Source organism: Pseudomonas sp. TE50-2 (assembly GCF_040813665.1).
Lineage (GTDB): Bacteria > Pseudomonadota > Gammaproteobacteria > Pseudomonadales > Pseudomonadaceae > Aquipseudomonas > Aquipseudomonas soli.
On record NZ_JBFNXN010000001.1, the window covers coordinates 301,211 to 319,811 of the forward strand.

18 protein-coding genes are annotated in these 18,601 nt (G+C 65.8%); 9 read left to right on the forward strand and 9 right to left on the reverse strand.

What is annotated here, in order from left to right; genetic code table 11:
- The first annotated feature begins 12 nt into the window (after positions 1 to 12).
- Complete coding sequence (locus AAHK21_RS01260) at positions 13 to 1,020, forward strand: GlxA family transcriptional regulator (protein ID WP_367856107.1); 1,008 nt, start codon at positions 13 to 15, stop codon at positions 1,018 to 1,020.
- 45 nt (positions 1,021 to 1,065) lie between these two features.
- Here AAHK21_RS01260 and AAHK21_RS01265 read toward each other — a convergent pair whose 3' ends face one another.
- Positions 1,066 to 1,611: a thioredoxin family protein gene (locus AAHK21_RS01265; protein ID WP_263158323.1), complete on the reverse strand. Its 546-nt coding sequence runs from the start codon at positions 1,609 to 1,611 to the stop codon at positions 1,066 to 1,068.
- Positions 1,601 to 1,876 carry a DUF2790 domain-containing protein gene (locus tag AAHK21_RS01270; RefSeq protein ID WP_367856108.1) on the reverse strand — a complete coding sequence of 92 codons (276 nt, stop codon included), beginning with the start codon at positions 1,874 to 1,876 and terminating at the stop codon, positions 1,601 to 1,603. Before AAHK21_RS01270 ends, AAHK21_RS01265 begins: the two co-directional genes overlap by 11 nt.
- 219 nt (positions 1,877 to 2,095) lie before the next feature.
- Here AAHK21_RS01270 and AAHK21_RS01275 point away from each other — a divergent pair, with 219 nt between their 5' ends.
- From AAHK21_RS01275 to AAHK21_RS01295, 5 genes are all read left to right on the forward strand, one after another.
- Positions 2,096 to 2,836 (forward strand): response regulator, encoded by a 741-nt coding sequence (locus tag AAHK21_RS01275; RefSeq protein ID WP_046855862.1) that lies wholly within the window; start codon positions 2,096 to 2,098, stop codon positions 2,834 to 2,836.
- Positions 2,833 to 4,119, forward strand: a complete 1,287-nt coding sequence (locus tag AAHK21_RS01280; protein WP_367856109.1) for a sensor histidine kinase — start codon at positions 2,833 to 2,835, stop codon at positions 4,117 to 4,119. The genes AAHK21_RS01275 and AAHK21_RS01280 overlap by 4 nt, the downstream gene beginning before the upstream one ends.
- A 148-nt stretch (positions 4,120 to 4,267) precedes the next feature.
- Positions 4,268 to 4,966: an AzlC family ABC transporter permease gene (locus AAHK21_RS01285; RefSeq protein ID WP_367856110.1), complete on the forward strand. Its 699-nt coding sequence runs from the start codon at positions 4,268 to 4,270 to the stop codon at positions 4,964 to 4,966.
- On the forward strand, positions 4,963 to 5,277 hold the full coding sequence (locus tag AAHK21_RS01290; protein WP_023632701.1) for an AzlD domain-containing protein: 315 nt from the start codon (positions 4,963 to 4,965) through the stop codon (positions 5,275 to 5,277). The genes AAHK21_RS01285 and AAHK21_RS01290 overlap by 4 nt, the downstream gene beginning before the upstream one ends.
- Positions 5,274 to 6,110, forward strand: a complete 837-nt coding sequence (locus tag AAHK21_RS01295; RefSeq protein ID WP_367856111.1) for an AraC family ligand binding domain-containing protein — start codon at positions 5,274 to 5,276, stop codon at positions 6,108 to 6,110. The genes AAHK21_RS01290 and AAHK21_RS01295 overlap by 4 nt, the downstream gene beginning before the upstream one ends.
- Here AAHK21_RS01295 and AAHK21_RS01300 read toward each other — a convergent pair.
- The gene (locus tag AAHK21_RS01300; protein WP_367856112.1) at positions 6,097 to 6,876 is read right to left on the reverse strand and encodes a helix-turn-helix transcriptional regulator; all 780 of its coding nucleotides are present in this window, start codon (positions 6,874 to 6,876) and stop codon (positions 6,097 to 6,099) included. The two genes, AAHK21_RS01295 and AAHK21_RS01300, sit on opposite strands and share 14 nt — an antisense overlap.
- 103 nt (positions 6,877 to 6,979) lie before the next feature.
- On the opposite strand from AAHK21_RS01300, the gene AAHK21_RS01305 reads away from it, so the two are divergent.
- Together AAHK21_RS01305 and AAHK21_RS01310 are read left to right on the forward strand one after the other, a co-directional pair.
- Positions 6,980 to 8,113 (forward strand): MFS transporter, encoded by a 1,134-nt coding sequence (locus AAHK21_RS01305; protein ID WP_367856113.1) that lies wholly within the window; start codon positions 6,980 to 6,982, stop codon positions 8,111 to 8,113.
- 54 nt (positions 8,114 to 8,167) lie between these two features.
- Positions 8,168 to 8,395 carry a hypothetical protein gene (locus AAHK21_RS01310; protein ID WP_023630605.1) on the forward strand — a complete coding sequence of 76 codons (228 nt, stop codon included), beginning with the start codon at positions 8,168 to 8,170 and terminating at the stop codon, positions 8,393 to 8,395.
- A 66-nt stretch (positions 8,396 to 8,461) separates the two neighbouring features.
- Here AAHK21_RS01310 and AAHK21_RS01315 read toward each other — a convergent pair whose 3' ends face one another.
- From AAHK21_RS01315 to AAHK21_RS01340, 6 genes are all read right to left on the reverse strand, one after another.
- Positions 8,462 to 8,944 carry a copper chaperone PCu(A)C gene (locus tag AAHK21_RS01315; protein ID WP_038705971.1) on the reverse strand — a complete coding sequence of 161 codons (483 nt, stop codon included), beginning with the start codon at positions 8,942 to 8,944 and terminating at the stop codon, positions 8,462 to 8,464.
- Positions 8,945 to 9,553, reverse strand: a complete 609-nt coding sequence (locus AAHK21_RS01320; protein ID WP_031315095.1) for an SCO family protein — start codon at positions 9,551 to 9,553, stop codon at positions 8,945 to 8,947.
- Positions 9,554 to 9,741: 188 nt separating this feature from the next.
- Complete coding sequence (locus AAHK21_RS01325; protein ID WP_023630603.1) at positions 9,742 to 10,446, reverse strand: hypothetical protein; 705 nt, start codon at positions 10,444 to 10,446, stop codon at positions 9,742 to 9,744.
- A gap of 130 nt (positions 10,447 to 10,576) precedes the next feature.
- Positions 10,577 to 11,161: a Fe-S biogenesis protein NfuA gene (gene nfuA, locus AAHK21_RS01330; RefSeq protein WP_023630602.1), complete on the reverse strand. Its 585-nt coding sequence runs from the start codon at positions 11,159 to 11,161 to the stop codon at positions 10,577 to 10,579.
- A 57-nt stretch (positions 11,162 to 11,218) separates the two neighbouring features.
- The gene (locus tag AAHK21_RS01335) at positions 11,219 to 12,253 is read right to left on the reverse strand and encodes an acyltransferase family protein (RefSeq protein WP_367856114.1); all 1,035 of its coding nucleotides are present in this window, start codon (positions 12,251 to 12,253) and stop codon (positions 11,219 to 11,221) included.
- Between the two features lie 163 nt (positions 12,254 to 12,416).
- Complete coding sequence (locus AAHK21_RS01340) at positions 12,417 to 14,717, reverse strand: fatty acid cis/trans isomerase (protein WP_367858928.1); 2,301 nt, start codon at positions 14,715 to 14,717, stop codon at positions 12,417 to 12,419.
- 173 nt (positions 14,718 to 14,890) lie between these two features.
- Here AAHK21_RS01340 and metH point away from each other — a divergent pair, with 173 nt between their 5' ends.
- On the forward strand, positions 14,891 to 18,598 hold the full coding sequence (gene metH, locus AAHK21_RS01345; protein WP_367856115.1) for a methionine synthase: 3,708 nt from the start codon (positions 14,891 to 14,893) through the stop codon (positions 18,596 to 18,598).
- The last annotated feature ends 3 nt before the right edge of the window (positions 18,599 to 18,601 follow it).

An 18,601-nucleotide genomic window follows, 5' to 3' on the forward strand; every position in this document is an offset into this window, starting at 1 on the left:
GCGGAGTCCGCAGTGCCCACGCCACGCCAATTCAGCAAGAAGACCAGCACCAGCAACATGCTGCGGCTCAAGTCCGGCGACGCCGGCAACCAGCGCCCCTATCGCGTCGACTTCGTCCTGCTCGAGCACTTCTCCATGGCCAGCTTCACCGTGGCGATGGACGTGCTGGTCACCGCCAACCTGCTGCGCGCCGATAGCTTCACCTCCACCCCGCTGTCACTGGGCGGCGATCGGGTGCTCAGCGACCTGGGCCTGGAACTGATCGCCAGCCCGCTTGATCCCCGCAGCCTGCACGACCTCGACCTGCTGGTGGTGTGCGGCGGCCTGCGCACGCCATTGAAATACCCCGACCTCGACCGCCTGCTGGGCGACTGCGCCAGCCACGGCATGACCCTCGGCGGGCTGTGGAACGGCGCCTGGTTCCTCGGCCGCGCCGGGGTGCTCGACGACTACGGCTGCAGCGTGCACCCCGAGCAGCGCGCCAGCCTGGCCGAGATCAGCCCACAGACGCGCATCACCCCGGCCAGCTTCACCCTGGACCGCGACCGCCTGAGCGCCGCCAGCCCCAATGGCGCCATGGAGCTGATGCTCGGCCTGGTACGGCGCCTGTACGGCGATGCCCTGGCCGAAGGCGTGGAAGAGATCCTGTCGTTCTCCGGCGCACGCTATCGCCAGGTCGGGCCCGGGGCGAAGAAGTCCATGAGCCTGCACCTGCGTACCATCGTCGAGCTGATGGAAAACAACCTCGAGGAAACCCTGAGCCTCGACCAGCTGGCCGCCTACTCCGGGCGCTCGCGCCGGCAGATCGACCGCTTGTTCCAGGCCCAGCTGGGCACTTCGCCCAGGCGCTACTACATGGAGCTGCGCATCACCAAGAGCCGGCGGCTATTGCAGTATTCGGACCTGTCGGTGATGGAAGTGGCGGTGGCCTGCGGCTTCGTTTCGGTATCGCATTTCAGCAAGTGCTATGCGGCATACTTCGGCTATCCGCCGTCGCGGGAGCAGCGGCTCGGCGAATGATGCTGCCTGGGCTTGCCCCGCGATAGGGCCGGAGCGGTCAACGGATCAGCCCTGCTCATCGAGCAATGCCTGGATCACCCGCTCCTGCCCCGCATAATCGCCTTCGCCAAAGTGCACATGGCGCACCTGGCCCTTGCGGTCGACGAAGTAGTGCGCCGGCCAGAACTGGTTGCCCCAGGCGTTCCAGATCCGGTAGCCGTTATCGACCGCCACCGGATAGGCAATGCCCAACTGCTGCACCTGCGCCCGCACACTGCCGATGTCATGCTCGTAGTCGTACTCCGGCGTATGCACCCCGACCACCACCAACCCCTGCTCGCCGTAGCGCCGTGCCCAGTCGTTGACATGCGGCAGGCTGCGCCGGCAGTTGATGCAGTCGTAGGTCCAGAAATCCACCAGCACCACCTTGCCCTTGAGGGCCGGGCCGTCCAGCGGCGGCGAGTTGAGCCACTGCGCGGCGCCGGCCAGCGAAGGCATGGGGCCATAGCTGTCGCGAGCCAGCAGGTGGCCGGCCAAGCCCAGCCCGAGCAGGGCCAGGGCCACGCCGCCGGCCTTGAGCAGGCGGCGCTTGCCGCGCGCCTCAGTTGTCATGGCAGCCACTGGTGGCGTAGGAACGGTACTCGACGCTCTGCGGCTTGCCGTGGGAGTCGAGGTAGTCCATGCGGGTGTTGACCACACCGCAGGTGTCACTGCGGTCATCCTTCACCGACAGCACCTTCTTCACATCCAGCTTGTCGCCGTAGCGGTACTGCATCACGCTGGCCTCATTGAGCGAGGTGCTGCTGGCCTGGGCGGTGATGGCGCCGAGGCCGAGGACGGCAAACAGGGCGGCGCTGGCGAGGGTCTTGATAGTCATGGTGGTTCTCCTGATGCGAGGTCTTGGCATTGGGGAGGCGTCGCTCCCCGGTAGAGCCATTTCACTCCCGCCAGGTATCCCACTTGTGTCCGCCCAGGCTGTGACGTGCTTCCTCCTGTATCCATGGCAGTGCCAGATACACTGCAATACAAAGCGTGGCAGGCAAGCCCGGATTCGCTCGGTACACTGCGCCCAACCCTCACTCACAAGGACACCCCGATGGAGCATGTCGATCACATCCTGGTCGTCGACGACGACCGCGAAATCCGCGAACTGGTCGGCAACTACCTGAAGAAGAACGGCCTGCGCACCAGCATCGTCGCCGATGGCCGGCAGATGCGCGCCTTCCTGGAAAACAACACGGTCGACCTGATCGTCCTCGACATCATGATGCCCGGCGACGACGGCCTGCTGCTGTGCCGCGAACTGCGCGCCGGCAAGCACCGCAACACGCCGGTGCTGATGCTGACCGCGCGCAACGACGAGACCGACCGCATCATCGGCCTGGAAATGGGCGCCGACGACTACCTGACCAAGCCGTTCTCCGCCCGCGAGTTGCTGGCGCGGATCAACGCCGTACTGCGCCGCACGCGCATGCTGCCGCCCAACCTGACCATCAGCGAAAGCGGGCGCCTGATCGCCTTCGGCCCCTGGCGCCTGGACACCACCGCGCGCCACCTGCTCGACAGCGAAGGCACCCTGGTGGCGCTGTCCGGTGCCGAGTACCGCCTGCTGCGGGTATTCCTCGACCACCCGCAGCGGGTGCTCAGCCGTGAACAGCTGCTCAACCTCACCCAGGGCCGCGAGGCGGACATCTTCGACCGCTCCATCGACCTGTTGGTCAGCCGCCTGCGCCAGCGCCTGGGCGACGACGCCCGCGAACCCACCTGCATCAAGACCGTGCGCAGCGAAGGCTATGTGTTCTCGCTGCCGGTGCAATTGCTGGAGTCCCCGGCATGAAGTGGCCGCGCACCCTGGCCTCGCGCCTGGCACTGATCTTCTTCACAGGATTGGTGCTGGCCTACGGCCTGTCGTTCAGCCTGCAGGCGTACGAGCGCTATGTCAGCAGTCGCTCGATGATGCTCAGCAACCTGGAGCTGGACGTGTCGACCTCTGTCGCCATCCTCGACCGCCTGCCCGCCGCCGAGCGCCCGGCCTGGCTGTCGCGCCTGGAGCGGCGCACCTATCGCTACCGACTAGACGAGGGGCTGTCCGGCGAAGCCATGCCCAGCGAGAACCCGCCGATGGCCGCCGACTCGATCGTCAAGGCCATCGGCGACCGCTACCGCCTGACCTTCCAGGAAATCCCCGGCCCCAATGCGCATTTCCAGGCCCACCTGCGCCTGGCCGACGGCGCGCCGCTGACCATCGACGTCACCCCGGCGCCAGTACCGGTGGCCACCTGGCTGCCGGTGGTGCTGCTGATCCAGCTGGCGGTGCTGCTGGCCTGCACCTGGCTCGCCGTGCGCCTGGCCATCGGCCCGCTGACCCGGCTGGTCCAGGCCGTGGACGACCTTGACCCGAACAGCCCCGGCGCGCTGCTAGACGAGAGCGGCCCGCGCGAGGTGCGCTACGCCGCCGTGGCCTTCAATGCGTTGCAGGCGCGCATCGCTGCCTACCTCAAGGAACGCATGCAATTGCTGGCCGCCATCTCCCACGACCTGCAGACACCGATCACGCGCATGAAGCTGCGCGTCGAGCAGATGGACGACGGGCTGGAGAAGGACAAGCTGTGGCACGACCTCGACGCCATGGAGCACCTGGTGCGCGAGGGCGTGGCCTATGCCCGCAGCATGGACAGTGGCACCGAGGCGCCGTGCCGGGTAAACCTCGACGCCTTCCTCGACAGCCTGGTATTCGACTACCAGGACAGCGGCGCCCAGGTGAATCGCAGCGGCAGCGCCCAGGCCACCCTGGAAACCCGCCCCCACGCCTTGCGCCGGGTGCTGGTGAACCTGGTGGACAACGCGCTGAAGTTCTCCGGCGCCGCGCAGCTGGAAGTCGGTTGCGAGAACGGCGTGACGCTGATCCGCGTGCTCGATGATGGCCCCGGGATCCCCGAGGCGGAGCTCGACGACGTGCTCAAGCCGTTCTACCGGGTCGAAAGCTCGCGCAACCGCAGTACCGGCGGCACCGGGCTGGGGCTGGCCATCGCCCAGCAACTGACCCAGGCCATGGGCGGCAGCCTGACCTTGCGCAACCGCGCCGAAGGCGGACTGTGCGCGCAGGTCGAGTTGCGTTGAAGTAAAGGGCAAGCCCGCTGCTCAAGTCTGTAGCAGCAGGCTTGCCCTTTGACGCGGCCAGCAAAGGCGACAACAAAGCAAGATCGTTCAAGCCACCCTCAGACCTGTCTGGCATGCTTGTCTGCCCTGTCGATTCGTTGCCGCTTCCATGCCCAGCCCACCCCTCGCCCGCCAAGCGTTCCTCCACGGCGCCATCGCCATCCTGCCGTTGTCCGTGGCCGTTGCCCCCTGGGGCCTGCTCGCAGGCAGCATGGCCATCGAAGCCAACCTCAGCGCCTGGCAAGGCCAGGGCCTGTCGGCCATCGTCTTCGCCGGCGCCGCGCAACTGGTCGCCATCGGCATGCTCAAAAGTGGCGCCAACCTGTTCTCGATCCTGCTCACCACCCTGCTGCTGACCTCCCAGCACCTGCTCTACGGGCTGTCGATGCGCCCGGTGCTGTCGGGGCTGCCGACCCGCTGGCGGTTGGGCCTGGGCTTCCTGCTCACCGATGAGTTCTTCGCCCTCACCAGCCACCACGACCAGCAGCAGTTCAACCGCTGGTACGCCCTAGGCGTGGGCCTGACCTTCTACGTGGCGTGGAACCTGTTCACTCTGGTCGGCATCGTCCTCGGCCAGAACATCCCGCACCTGGACCAGCTGGGCCTGGACTTCTCCATCGTCGCCACCTTCGTCGCACTGATCGCGCCGCTGGTACGCAACCTGCCGACCGTGGTGTGCGTGGCGGTGTCGCTGTTCTGCTCGGTGCTGTTCAGTTACTGGCACTGGGAGACTGCCCTGGTCGCCGCCGGCCTGCTGGGCATGGCCGCCGGTTTCATCTGCCAGAAGTTTTCCGGAGGCCGCCCATGATCTGGCTGCTGATCTTCGCCATGGGCGCGGTGGTGTTCCTCAACCGCTACGCCTTCCTCGAACCGCGCTTGCCCCTGCGCCTGAGCTCCAATGCGCGGCAGTTCCTCGGTTTTGCCGTGCCCGGCATGCTCACCGCGATCTGCGGGCCGATCATCTTCCTGCCCGAGCACCAGCTCGACCTGAGCCCGCTGAACCCCTACCTGCTCGGTTCGCTGGTGGCCATCGCCCTGGTGCTGTTGACCCGCAGCGTATTGCTGAGCATGCTGGCGAGCATGTTGATCTTCTTCCTCCTGCGCAGCTGGCTGGCATGAGCACGCCCCTGCGCGAACAGGCCCACCTGTGGCAGGCGCCCGCCCTGGGCGATGTCGAGATGCTGCACGCCCGCTATATCCAGCAGCGCTTCGCCCCGCATGTGCACGAAGGCTATGTGTTCACCGTGATCGAGTCCGGCGCCCAGCGCTTCTGGCACCGAGGCAGCGAGCACCTGGCGCCGGTGGGCAGCATGGTGCTGATCAACCCCGACGAGCTGCACACCGGCGCCACCGCCCATGAGGCCGGCTGGCGCTACCGTGGCTTCTACCCCGAGCACGAACGGGTCACCGGCGTGCTCGACGAACTGGAGCTGGGCCGCCATGGCCTGCCCCGGTTCAAGGACAGCGTGATCCAGGACCCGGCCCTGGCCGCCACGTTCAGCCACCTGCACCGGCTTTCGGAATCCTGCGCCAGCGCCCTTGAGCAACAGACCGCCTGGCGCCAGGCGGTGCTGGCCCTGGTGCAGCGCCATGGCCATTGTGCCGAGCCCGTCGCCCCCGGCAACGAACCGCTGGCCGTGGCCCGCGCCCGCGAGCTGCTGGAGAGCCAGCTGGCCGATCCGCCGTCGCTGGAAGCCTTGGCGGCCGCGGTGAACCTATCGCCGTTCCACTTCGCCCGGGTATTCCGCCAGGCCACCGGCCTGCCGCCCCATGCCTGGCTCAAGCAGCGCCGCCTGGCCCGCGCCCGGGAACTGCTCAAACGCGGTCAATCCGTCCTCGAAGTCGCCTTTACCCTGGGTTTTGCCGACCAGAGCCATCTGAGCCGGCAGTTCAAGCAGGCCTATGGCGTGCCGCCGGGCGCCTATCGCCAGGCCTGTCTCAACCTGGCGTAGCGGCACGACTCCAGGCGCCCGGCGTCAGTCCGGTCATGCCGCGGAAAAACGCGATGAAGGCGCTATCGCTGGCGAAGCCCAGCTCATCGGCGATCTCCCCCAGCGGCACGTTCAGTGCCAGGCGCTCGACCGCCCGCAGCAACCGCCACTGCTGGCGCCATTGCTGGTAACTCATCCCGGTGTCGCGACGCAGCAGGCGGCCAATGGTCTTTTCACTGGCCCCGGCTTGCCGCGCCAACTCGCCCAGCGCCGGCGGCAAGCGATCGAGGCCGTCCACCAGGCGCGCCAGACGTCGGTCGCGCGGCAGCGGCAGCAGCATGGGCTGGCGCTGCGCGCTCTGCAGTTCGGCACGACACAAGCCCAGCAGATGATGATTGGCCCCATGCCGCCAGTCGCTGTCGAAGGGTGCCTGGGCAATCCGCTCGAGCAGCTCGCGCAGTAATGGATTGACGTCGAGGATGGTCACCTGCTCCGGTAGCCCCTGCGCCGCCGTCGTATCCAGGTACACCGAGCGGTAATCCACCGTCTCGCGCATCCGCGCACGGTGCGCCAGGCCACCCGGTATCCACGCCGCGCGGCTCGGCGGCAACAGGCACAGCAGCCCCGGCGAGTCGATACGCACGCAGCCCTGGCGGGTGAACAGCACCTGGCCTCGGACATGCCAGTGGTTGCCCGAGTCATGGTCGCCCAGGGCCGAGCAGATGCCGATCACCGGTGCTGGGTGTGCGTCCGGGTCAAAGGTGCTATCGGGTGCGAGCCATGCCATTGCAGCTTGTCCTGTTTCATTGATTTTATGGCCTGATCACGATAATGGATCACCACTTGCCAACCCTACCATGGGCCTCCGATCAACTGCAGAGGACAAGCCCATGCAAAATCGTTATTGGCTGGCTTTCGCCACTGCCATGCTCATGTTCCCGCAAATAGCCGAGACCCTGTACAGCCCGGCTTTGGTATCGCTGGCCGAAGGCTTCGCGGTTTCCGCTGCGCACGCCTCGTTGACCCTGTCGTTGTACTTCGTCGCCTTCGCGGTCGGCGTGCTGTTCTGGGGTCGGTTGTGCGATATCAAAGGCCGGCGGCCGACCATGCTCGCGGGCCTTGCCCTGTACGCCCTGGCGGCGCTGGCGGCACTGCTGGCCAGCGATTTCAGCCAGTTGCTGGCGGCGCGGATGGTCGCCGCTTTCGCCGCCGCGGTCGGTTCGGTGGTGACCCAGACCGCATTGCGCGACCGCTACAACGGCGCGGAACTGGCCCGGGTGTTCTCGCTGATCGGCGCATGCCTGGCCATCAGCCCCGCACTGGGCCTGCTCGGTGGCGGCTGGCTGGACCAGGCGTTCGGCTATCGCGGCGTGCTGGCCGCGCAATTGATCCTGGCATCGGCACTGCTGGCCTGGGGCTGGCAGGCGATGCCCGAGACCCAGGCCGCCGCGCCCACGCTGACACCGTTGCGCCAGGTGCTGATGCGCCTGCTGGCGGACCGCCGGGTACTGCTGGCCAGTGCGCTGGTGGCCTTGTTCAATATCGCCGTGTTCGCCTGGTACAGCCTGGCGCCGTTCGTCTTCGAACGCCTGGGGCAGGCACAGTGGATGGGCTATTCGGGCGTGGCCCTGGCCCTCGGCTCGCTGGCTGGCGCCAGGCTCAATGCCCTGCTGCTGGGGCGCGCAGTCGCGGCCGCCACCCTGATGAAGGGTGCCGCGCTGCTGCTCGTGCTCGGCGCGCTGGGCATGACGGCAATCGGTGAATCACCGTGGATCGTCGCGCCAATGGCCCTGGTGATGGTCGCGTTCGCCATGGCCATCCCCTTGCTGCTCGGCTCGGCACTGGTGGCCTACGCCGATTGCCGGGGTACGGCGGCAGCCTTGTTCGGCCTGCTGTATTACCTGCAGATCGGCGCGGGGCTGATGGTAGTCGGCATGCTGCAGATGCTGGCGCCTGGGTTGCTGCTGATCACGCTCGCCATCTGCGCGCTGAGCCTGGGCTATTTGCGCTATCTGCGCGGCTGACACCGTCGGCTGCAGCCGCTGCTACACTCACAAGGCTGAACGGAGGAACCCGCCATGTCCGAACGAGAAATCACCACGCTCCTGTCGCTGATGAGCCAGCGTCAGGCCTGCCTGAGCAGCGCCTGCAAGGAGATCGCCGACTGGATCGACCGCCAGGGCGACGTGCCCGCCGCCGGCAAGATCCGCGCCAGCCTCAAGGCACTCGAGGCCGAAGACGCCCAGGTGCGCAAGACGCTGACCTCGCTGAACATCGAACGGCCGCTGCCACGTTTTCGTAGCTGACCGCTGAAAACCATCGCGGGGGAGCAGGCTCGTCGGAGCGCCGCATCGCCCGCGAAGGGGGCTGCATCAGTGGTTCATGTGCATATGGTCGTGGCCGGCGCCGGCCTCGGCGTTGAGCGCACGCACCGGTGCCTGCACCTGCAGGGTTTCCTTCGCGCCCTTGGCATCCTCGATGGTCAGGGTTAGCGGCACCTGCTCACCCTCCTTCACCTGTTGGTTCAGGCCCATCAGCATCACGTGGAAGCCGTTCGGGTCCAGCTTCACCGCCTTGCCGGCCGGCAACTCGACCGCCTTCACTTCACGCATGCCCATCACGTCGCCGTTCATGGTCATCTCGTGCACCTGCACGGTCTTGGCCACGGGCGAGGCGACACTGACCAGCTTGCTGTCGCTGCTCGCGGTCAGGGTCATGAAGGCCCCGGTGGCGTGCTGGTGCGGCACGCTGGCGCGTACCCAGGCGTCGCTCACGGTGGTCTGGGCCAAGGCCGGCAGGGCCAGGCTCATCAGTGCCAGGGCGGCCAGGCCGCGCTTGATCGGTTGCATCGACATTCAGCAGATCTCCATCAGGGTGACCAGGTCTTCGGCGCATTCCTGGGCGTTCAGGGAATGGCCCAGGCTCAGGCGCAGGGTGCCACGGGTATCGTAGACGTAGCTGGTGGACGAGTGAGAGATGGTGTAGGTATCGCCGGCCGGGACCTTCTCGTAGAACACCTTGAATTCACGGGCCACCGCGTCGATTTCCTCGGGGGTGCCGGTCAGGGCGACGATCGACGGGTCGAAGGCCTTGACGTAGGCATCGAGCACCTCGGGGGTATCGCGCTCCGGGTCCAGGGTGATGAACACCGGCTGGAACAGGTCGCGGTCGCGGCCACGCAGGATCTTGCGGATCTGCGCCACACGCGCCATGGCGGTCGGGCAGACGGCCGGGCACTGGGTGAAGCCGAAGAAGATCATCGGCATCGAGCCGTAGAAGCTCGACAAGGTGCGCTCGTTGCCTTGCGGGTCCTTGAGCTTGAACTTACGCCCGAGGATCTCGTTGCTCATGTTCTTGCCGTACTTGAAGTCCAGGCCCCGGGCCGGGCTGCAGCCCGCCAGCAGGCCAAGCCCCAGTACGCCCATCCCGGCGACAACCGCGCGCCGGGTCAACAGATCATTCATGGAACCATCCTTTACAGGGAAGGTGCCGACCCCTGGGATGGGCCGGCCAGAAAACCGGGGCATTCTGTCACGCCACCCCCGCACCATCTACCCGACATCCGGCTGATCGGGCTGCAGCCCTTTGTTTACGGGGCGCGACCGGTTGTCGCAGGGGTTGAATTGGTAACAGTTTATTGCTACATGCCGATTCAGTTCTGCAACCGGTCCATGCGCCTGGCAATCGTGGGGCAGCCGTTGATGTCGACGGCCTTCTGCCAGAACTCCCGACGCAACGGGCTGCGGCGATTAGCGGCAAAGCCGAGCAGCCGGTAGAGTTCGGCCTGGTAGGACGGCGCGTCACCCCATTGCAACTGGATATCTTTTGGGTCCTGCTTGGCACACTCCAGGGTCACCGACGGCTGCGGATAGTAGCCAGTGAACTGTGAAAAATCGGCAAGCGCCTTGCTCAACGCTGGCGCGTAGGCAGGCCCATCGACATAGCCAATGCATTGGTTGGCGATACGCAAAGCGGCTGGCGCGAAGCCTTGCTCCAGGCTCTTGACCAAAAGCGTGCATTGGTCAGGGTCGTCGAGCACAGGCGCATCCGGCTGATAGGCGAACCGGTAGAGCGCCATTCGATACTGGGCCACGGCATGGCCTGCATCGACTGCGCGCTGCAACTGTTGCAGCGCCGGGCTCCATTCACCGCGCAATTGGCTCAGGCGGGGCTCCAGGTCCTGGGCGGCGGTGCCTTCGGCCAACTGTTGGATCATCCGCATCAGCTGTGGCTCGACCGCATCGAGACTGGCCACGGCCTGGCGGTAGTCGGCCTCGCTGTTGCCTGGGGGCTGGTAGGCCCCCAGGACGTGGGTCGAGAGCATCAGGGCAAACAGCGTGATACAGGAGCGGTTCATACCGAGCGTCCTTGTTCAGTCGAATGAAAGTAACCCAACGCATCGCGGGGCAAGCCCGCTCCCACATCTGGGCAGCAGCTGCATCCAGGCGTGGGAGCGGGCTTGCCCCGCGATGGCGTCACCACTGCGATCAGTAGTACGCGTTTTCCTTCTGGCTGTGGTCGGTCACGTCACGCACGCCCTTGAGCTCGGGAATACGCTCGAGCAGGGTGCGCTCGATGCCTTCCTTCAGGGTCACATCGGCCTGGCCGCAGCCCTGGCAGCCGCCGCCGAACTGCAGCACGGCGATGCCGTCGTCGACCACGTCCACCAGGCTCACGGCGCCGCCGTGGCTGGCCAGGCCCGGGTTGATCTCGGTCTGCAGGTAGTAGTTGATGCGCTCGTTGATCGGGCTGTCTTCGTTGACCATCGGCACCTTGGCGTTCGGCGCCTTGATGGTCAGCTGGCCGCCCATGCGGTCGGTGGCGTAGTCGACCAGCGCGTCCTCCAGGAACGGCACGCTGACCGCATCGAGGTAGGCGGTGAAGCTCTTCAGGCCCACCGGCTGGTCGTCGGGCTTTTCCTCGCCGGGCTTGCAGTAGGCAATGCAGGTCTCGGCGTAGGTAGTGCCCGGCTGGGTGATGAAAATACGGATGCCGATGCCAGGCGTGTTCTGCTTGGAGAGCAGATCGGCCAGGTAATCATGGGCGGCGTCGGTAATGGTTATAGCGCTCATGGAAGTTCCTCACAGACTTGCCGGCAGTGTACGCCAACCCGGCCGGGTAACAAAGTCCTAGCATTTGACTCGGGATAGCGCCAATGCAGGTTCCCGCGCCGCACCGGCGGCTAACCAGCCCTTGAGCCGCCAATACAGGCCACGTTCCAGCCATTGGTAGCTTAGCCACGACATTAGTCCGATTGACGGCACGCACAAGGCAAACACCAGGTAAGGGTTCAGGCGCAACCGCTCGCTGATGAACAGGCCGGCGTACAGCACCAGCACATGCACCAGGTACACCGAATAGGAACAGTCGCCGAGGGCCTTGAGCACCTGGTTGCCCTTGAAGTACGGCTCCAGGGCAATGAACGCCAGCACCACCAGCGCGCTCGGCAGGCCCCAGTGCAGCAGGCGCTGCGAAGCGTCGAGGTGATAGAGCGCGAACCCTGCCAGGCCGAGCAGCCCCAGCGGCAACCACAGGCCTTCGCGGATCAGCCCGCGGCGATAGAGCACGCCCAGGCCGATGCCCAGCAGGAACTCGTAGACGATGTCGTTGTTGTAGAAGCGGCTGAGCACACCCAGGCGCCCCAGCACTTCGCTCACCAGCAGCAATGCCGCCGTCACCAGCAACAGGTGATGACGCTGGCGTACCAGGAAGGCCAGGCCGAACAGCAGGTAGAAGAACATCTCGAAGTTCAGCGTCCAGCCGACGTTGAGCGTTGGATACAGCCCATAGCCACCGGGGTTTTCCGCTGGGATGAACAACAGCGACAGCAGCAGGTGCTGCCATTCGAACACCTGGTGCGGCATCCAGCGGCTGGCCGCCAGCATCAGCACGGCCATCAGCAGGGTGTAGAACCAATAGGCGGGCACGATGCGCAAGGCACGGTTGAGCAGGAACTGCCCGGGGGCGATGACCTTGTCGCGGGTCGACAGGTAGATCACCAGGCCACTGATGACGAAGAAGATGTCCACCCCCACCGCGCCGCGATCAGCGAGCAGTTGGCCGATGGGGCCGGTGGCGTGGAAGTCGAAGAAGATCTGCCGGAAGTGGTGGCAGACCACCAGCCAGGCGGCGAATGCCCGGAGAGCCTGAAGCGAATACAGCATGAAATACCCTGTGATCGGCGGTGCATTGAGGCCCGGCGAGCCGGCTCCCACAGGGTTCGCGCACTTCTGTGGGAGCCGGCTTGCCGGCGATGGGCTGCAGAGCAGCCCAGGGCCTACCTACCGATTCCGACCGCAGGATGCCGGGAAAGTCCCGGCCAACCGATCAGAGGTTCTCGTAGCGGTTCATGTCCAGCACCCCGGCCTCCACCGGCTGGGTCTCCTTGATGTAGCTGTTCAGGTCATGGAAGTAGCGCCAGAACTCAGGATGGCTGCGGCGCACGCCCCAGCGCATGACGATGCGCTCGAACTTGTCGGTGTCGTCACGCGCCGCCTCCATGTCCTCGACGAACTCCGGCACATCGGCCGTCGGGATGTTGAAGATGAAGTTGGGGTAGCTGCTGAGCACGCCCGGATACAAGGTCAGGGTGTCCAGCCCCGGCTGGTAGCGGTAGGCCTCGCCAAGCAGGAACGCCACGTTGCTGTGCGCGCGGTTGCGCAGCAGGCTGTAGACCTGGCGCTGGCCGCCCTGCCCTTCGATGCGCAGCATGCTCGCCTCGGGCAGTTGGCCGATCACCTTGAGCCCCGCCGCCGGGCGCGACACCAGGCGGCTCAGCGATTGCTCGGCGTCACGGAACTCCACGGACAGGCCGGGCCGCGAGCAATAGGCGCCCTGGCAGCGGTTGATCGGGTCCGGCGCCGCGTTCAGGCTGCCGGTGCGTTGCAGCAGCTTGAGGCCGAAGTCGCGCTTGGGATCGTGCTTGTCCAGTTTCAGCGCGCTCGGAGTGCTGGTGTCGATGTCCTCGTAGTCCATCCACATCTTCACCTTGCCGCTGTTCTGGTACCAGTCGCCAAGGATCTCGCCGCGCTTGCCCGCAGGCATCAGGCGCAGGAAGTTGACCTCGGCGCCGTTGCGGATCAGGTCGAAGTACAGCCGCGTCTGCAACTGGTGCGAGACGTTGCCGAACACGTCGAAGTTCACCGCCAGCTGGTAGTAGGTGCGCTCGAACAGCGGATAGTCGAACAGCCACATGGTCAGCGGCACGTCACCGATCAGGCCTTTGGTCACCGAGGCGCTGTCAAAGTGGCGGAAGATGCTCAGCAACGCGTTGTCGTTGCCCGCCCACAGCGTCGACCAGCTTGGCGCCGGCTGTTCGGCATAGGCCTCACGGCGCAGGGCTTCGTACTCGTTGCGCTTGTCACGGTAGGCGTGCCACAGGCTCAGCACGCTGCCCACGTCGTCGATCTGCCCCGGCATGGCCAACAGCGGCGTGGCCTCGCTCCGGTACTGGGCATCGGTGATATACAGGTCGTGGGCCGGCTCCTGGAACAGCGCCCAGAAGTTGTCGCGGATCACGTCGGTGGCGATCTGCCCGCGACACACCGGGCCACGGATGAAGGTACGGACGAAGTACTCGGCGTTGTCCAGCATGAACTGGTAACGGGCCACCGCCGGGATCGCCTCGAAGGTCTCGAACGGGTTGGACCGGTGCCGCGGCCCATAGCCAGGCAGTGCGCTGGCGTGCCAGTCGCCGCTGTAGAACAGCTGCTTGACCCGCTTGAGCTTCTGCGGCCCCATCGGATAGGTGATGTGGGTCTTGTGCACGATCACGCCCTGCACCGGGATCAACCGATAGTAGAAGTCGGTGCCCGGCGGATCGTTGGGGCGGCGGGTGGCGATCAGGTCCACCGGCTGGCCGCTCGGGGTGCGCGAGCGCACCCACTGGAAGAAGTGGCCCTGCTCGCCACCGACGAAATGGATGTGCGCCAGGAACAGGTGCTCGTACAGCCAACGGCCGACCAGCGCCTCGGTCGAGCCGGGGCGATTGAGCAGTTCTTCCCAATCGGCGATCTGCTTCGCCTCTGCCGCGCTGGGCTGGATCGGGGTCTTTTCCACCGGCGCGCCAGCGGCCAGCCAGCGCTGCAGGGTCTGGTACTCCTGGTCGGTCAGCCCGGTGACCGCCAGCGGCATGCCCTCCTTGGGATGGGCGCCGGCATAGGCGTCGAATTCATGCGGCAACGGGCACATGTTGTTGCGGTTGAGCCCCAGCACGATCTCTTCGGGCAGCTTGGCGTTGGGCGTAAGCGGGGTCTTGTGGCCCAGTTCGAGCATGCGCGCCATCAGCGCCGCCTGGCTGCCCTGCTTGTCCAGCACCGAATAGAAGCCCTGCTTGCGCCAGCCCGCTTCGTCGCGGGCATCGTAGAACAGCCGCGTGGTGGGCACCGCCTGGCTGCGCTCGCCCTGGTAGACCGGTACCTTCGAGGCACCCCGCTCGGCGCCCTCGGCGCTGCCCAGGTTGAGCTGGCAGGCAGCGTCGTTGCAGGCGTGGCAGGCCACGCACTTCTCGGTGAAGATCGGTTGGATATCCCGAGTGTATGAGATCGTCGGGCTCGATTGGGGGGCCTGCCCGAACGCCGCGCCACTGATGAGCAAGGCGAAGGCGCTGGCAAGTATGCGATACAGCATGTGCCGAATGTCCTGGTTCTTGAAAGCCATCACGATGTGCCTGGCGGGTCCTGAGGTGTTGGGGGCGTCGCGCTAACATGAGGGAAATTCATGCGAATGGGCGATACGCCTAAAATCCGTGCAGCTTTGTTATTATTCGGCACCTTCTGTTATTTGCCCGACCAGGTAGTCCTATGTCCGACCGCAGCGCTCGTTTACAAGCACTCCAGAACGCACTCAAAGAGCGCATCCTGATCCTCGACGGCGGCATGGGTACTATGATCCAGAGTTACCGCCTCGAGGAACACGACTATCGTGGCACGCGCTTTGCCGATTGGCCAAGCGATGTCAAAGGCAACAACGATCTTTTGCTGCTCAGCCGCCCCGATGTGATCGCCGCGATCGAGAAAGCCTACCTGGACGCCGGCGCCGACATCCTCGAGACCAACACCTTCAACGCCACGCAGATTTCCCAGGCCGACTACGGCATGGAGGCACTGGTCTACGAGCTCAACGTCGAAGGCGCGCGCATCGCCCGCCAGGTGGCCGACGCCAAGACCCTGGAGACCCCGGACAAGCCGCGCTTCGTCGCCGGCGTGCTCGGCCCTACCAGTCGCACCTGCTCGATCTCCCCGGACGTCAACGACCCTGGCTACCGTAACGTCACCTTCGACGAACTGGTGGTGAACTACATCGAGGCCACCCGCGGCCTGATCGAGGGCGGCGCCGACCTGATCCTGATCGAGACCATCTTCGACACCCTCAACGCCAAGGCGGCGATCTTCGCCGTGCAGCAGGTGTTCGAGGACGACGGTATCGAACTGCCGATCATGATCTCCGGCACCATCACCGACGCCTCCGGCCGCACCCTGTCGGGCCAGACCACCGAAGCGTTCTGGAACTCGGTTCGCCACGCCAACCCGATTTCCGTGGGCCTGAACTGCGCCCTCGGCGCCAAGGACCTGCGTCCGTACCTGGAAGAACTGTCTACCAAGGCCGGCACCCACGTCTCCGCGCACCCCAACGCCGGCCTGCCCAACGCCTTCGGCGAATACGACGAGACCCCGGCCGAGATGGCCGCGGTGGTCGAGGAATTTGCCGCCAGCGGTTTCCTCAACATCATCGGCGGCTGCTGCGGCACCACCCCGCCGCACATCCAGGCCATCGCCGAGGCCGTGGCCAAGTACCAGCCTCGGGCGATCCCGGACATCCCCAAGGCCTGCCGCCTGTCGGGCCTCGAGCCGTTCACCATCGATCGCCAGTCGCTGTTCGTCAACGTCGGCGAGCGTACCAACATCACCGGTTCCGCCAAGTTCGCCCGGCTGATCCGCGAGGAAAACTACACCGAGGCGCTGGAAGTCGCCCTGCAGCAGGTCGAGGCCGGCGCCCAGGTGATCGACATCAACATGGACGAAGGGATGCTCGACTCCCAGGCCGCCATGGTCCGCTTCCTCAACCTGATCGCCGGCGAGCCGGACATCTCCCGGGTGCCGATCATGATCGACTCCTCCAAGTGGGAGGTGATCGAGGCGGGCCTGAAGTGCATCCAGGGCAAGGGCATCGTCAACTCGATCTCGATGAAGGAAGGCGTCGAGCAGTTCAAGCACCACGCCCGCCTGTGCAAGCGCTACGGCGCCGCCGTGGTGGTGATGGCCTTCGACGAGGTCGGACAGGCCGACACCGCCGCGCGCAAGCGCGAGATCTGCCAGCGCAGCTACGACATCCTGGTCAACGAAGTCGGCTTCCCGCCGGAAGACATCATCTTCGACCCGAACATCTTCGCCGTCGCCACCGGCATCGAGGAGCACAACAACTACGCCGTCGACTTCATCGAGGCCTGCGCCTACATCCGCGACCACCTGCCCTATGCCCTGACCTCGGGCGGGGTGTCCAACGTGTCGTTCTCGTTCCGCGGCAACAACCCGGTACGCGAGGCGATCCACTCGGTGTTCCTCTACCACGCGATCAAGAATGGCCTGACCATGGGTATCGTCAACGCCGGCCAGCTGGAGATCTACGACGAGATCCCCGCCGCCCTGCGCGAAAAGGTCGAGGACGTGGTGCTCAACCGTACCGCGCATGGCACCGACGCCCTGCTGGCCATCGCCGATGACTACAAGGGTGGCGGCGCCACCAAGGAAGTCGAGAACGAAGAATGGCGCTCGATGCCGGTCGACAAGCGCCTTGAGCATGCGCTGGTCAAGGGCATCACCGCCTACATCGTCGAAGACACCGAAGAGTGCCGCCAGCAGTCGGCGCGCCCCATCGAAGTCATCGAAGGCCCGCTGATGAGCGGCATGAACGTGGTCGGCGACCTGTTCGGCGCCGGCAAGATGTTCCTGCCCCAGGTGGTGAAGTCCGCCCGCGTGATGAAACAGGCCGTGGCCCACCTGATCCCGTTCATCGAAGCCGAGAAAGGCGACAAGCCCGAGGCCAAGGGCAAGATCCTCATGGCCACGGTCAAGGGCGACGTGCACGACATCGGCAAGAACATCGTCGGCGTGGTGCTCGGTTGCAACGGCTATGACATCGTCGACATGGGCGTGATGGTCCCGGCCGAGAAGATCCTGCAGACCGCCCGCGAGCAGAAGTGCGACATCATCGGCCTGTCCGGGCTGATCACCCCGTCGCTGGACGAGATGGTCCATGTCGCCCGCGAGATGCAGCGCCAGGACTTCCACCTGCCGCTGATGATCGGCGGCGCGACCACCTCCAAGGCGCACACGGCGGTGAAGATCGAACCCAAGTACTCCAACGATGCGGTGATCTACGTCACCGACGCCTCGCGCGCGGTGGGCGTGGCCACGCAGCTGCTGTCCAAGGAACTCAAGAGCGGTTTCGTCGAGAAGACCCGCCAGGAATACGTCGAGGTGCGTGAGCGCACCGCCAACCGCAGCGCCCGCACCGAGCGCCTGAGCTACGCCCAGGCCATCGCCGCCAAGCCGCAGTACGACTGGGCCGCCTACCAGGCCGCGGTGCCCGCCTTCACCGGCGTCAAGGTGCTGGAGAACATCGACCTGCGCACCCTGGCCGAGTACATCGACTGGACGCCGTTCTTCATCTCCTGGGACCTGGCCGGCAAGTTCCCGCGCATCCTCACCGACGAAGTGGTCGGCGAGGCCGCCACGGCGCTGTACAAGGACGCCCGCGAGATGCTCGACAAGCTGATCGACGAGCAACTGATCAGCGCCCGCGCGGTGTTCGGCTTCTGGCCGGCCAACCAGGTGGCCGATGACGATATCGAGGTGTATGGCGACGCCGGCCAGACCCTGGCCACCCTGCACCACCTGCGCCAGCAGACCATCAAGCCCGACGGCAAGCCGAACTGGTCGCTGGCCGACTTCGTCGCGCCCAAGGCCAGCGGCGTGACCGACTATGTCGGCGGCTTCATCACCACCGCCGGCATCGGCGCCGAGGAAGTGGCCAAGGCCTACCAGGACAAGGGCGACGACTACAGCTCGATCATGGTCAAGGCCCTGGCCGACCGCCTGGCCGAGGCCTGCGCCGAGTGGCTGCACGAACAGGTGCGCAAGGAGCACTGGGGCTATGCCAAGGACGAGCACCTGGACAACGAGGCGCTGATCAAGGAGCAGTACAGCGGCATCCGCCCGGCGCCTGGCTACCCGGCGTGCCCGGACCACACCGAGAAGGAAACCCTGTTCCGCCTGCTCGACGGCACCGCGATCGGCGAGACCGGCCCCAGCGGCGTGTTCCTCACCGAACACTTCGCCATGTTCCCGGCGGCGGCGGTCAGCGGTTGGTACTTCGCCCACCCGCAGGCGCAGTACTTCGCCGTGGGCAAGGTCGACAAGGACCAGATCGAGCAGTACAGCGCGCGCAAGGGCCAGGACATTGCCGTGAGCGAGCGCTGGCTGGCGCCGAACCTCGGCTACGACGCCTGACCC

Coding starts and splice junctions, on each gene's coding strand:
- AAHK21_RS01315 (WP_038705971.1), bottom strand. CDS start 8,944: ATGTCGATGCAACCGATCAAGCGCGGCCTGGCCGCCCTGGCACTGATG.
- metH (WP_367856115.1), top strand. CDS start 14,891: ATGTCCGACCGCAGCGCTCGTTTACAAGCACTCCAGAACGCACTCAAA.
- AAHK21_RS01335 (WP_367856114.1), bottom strand. CDS start 12,253: ATGCTGTATTCGCTTCAGGCTCTCCGGGCATTCGCCGCCTGGCTGGTG.
- AAHK21_RS01325 (WP_023630603.1), bottom strand. CDS start 10,446: ATGAACCGCTCCTGTATCACGCTGTTTGCCCTGATGCTCTCGACCCAC.
- AAHK21_RS01265 (WP_263158323.1), bottom strand. CDS start 1,611: ATGACAACTGAGGCGCGCGGCAAGCGCCGCCTGCTCAAGGCCGGCGGC.
- AAHK21_RS01290 (WP_023632701.1), top strand. CDS start 4,963: ATGATCTGGCTGCTGATCTTCGCCATGGGCGCGGTGGTGTTCCTCAAC.
- AAHK21_RS01295 (WP_367856111.1), top strand. CDS start 5,274: ATGAGCACGCCCCTGCGCGAACAGGCCCACCTGTGGCAGGCGCCCGCC.
- AAHK21_RS01340 (WP_367858928.1), bottom strand. CDS start 14,717: ATGCTGTATCGCATACTTGCCAGCGCCTTCGCCTTGCTCATCAGTGGC.
- AAHK21_RS01310 (WP_023630605.1), top strand. CDS start 8,168: ATGTCCGAACGAGAAATCACCACGCTCCTGTCGCTGATGAGCCAGCGT.
- AAHK21_RS01270 (WP_367856108.1), bottom strand. CDS start 1,876: ATGACTATCAAGACCCTCGCCAGCGCCGCCCTGTTTGCCGTCCTCGGC.
- nfuA (WP_023630602.1), bottom strand. CDS start 11,161: ATGAGCGCTATAACCATTACCGACGCCGCCCATGATTACCTGGCCGAT.
- AAHK21_RS01300 (WP_367856112.1), bottom strand. CDS start 6,876: ATGGCATGGCTCGCACCCGATAGCACCTTTGACCCGGACGCACACCCA.
- AAHK21_RS01320 (WP_031315095.1), bottom strand. CDS start 9,553: ATGAATGATCTGTTGACCCGGCGCGCGGTTGTCGCCGGGATGGGCGTA.
- AAHK21_RS01285 (WP_367856110.1), top strand. CDS start 4,268: ATGCCCAGCCCACCCCTCGCCCGCCAAGCGTTCCTCCACGGCGCCATC.
- AAHK21_RS01275 (WP_046855862.1), top strand. CDS start 2,096: ATGGAGCATGTCGATCACATCCTGGTCGTCGACGACGACCGCGAAATC.
- AAHK21_RS01280 (WP_367856109.1), top strand. CDS start 2,833: ATGAAGTGGCCGCGCACCCTGGCCTCGCGCCTGGCACTGATCTTCTTC.
- AAHK21_RS01305 (WP_367856113.1), top strand. CDS start 6,980: ATGCAAAATCGTTATTGGCTGGCTTTCGCCACTGCCATGCTCATGTTC.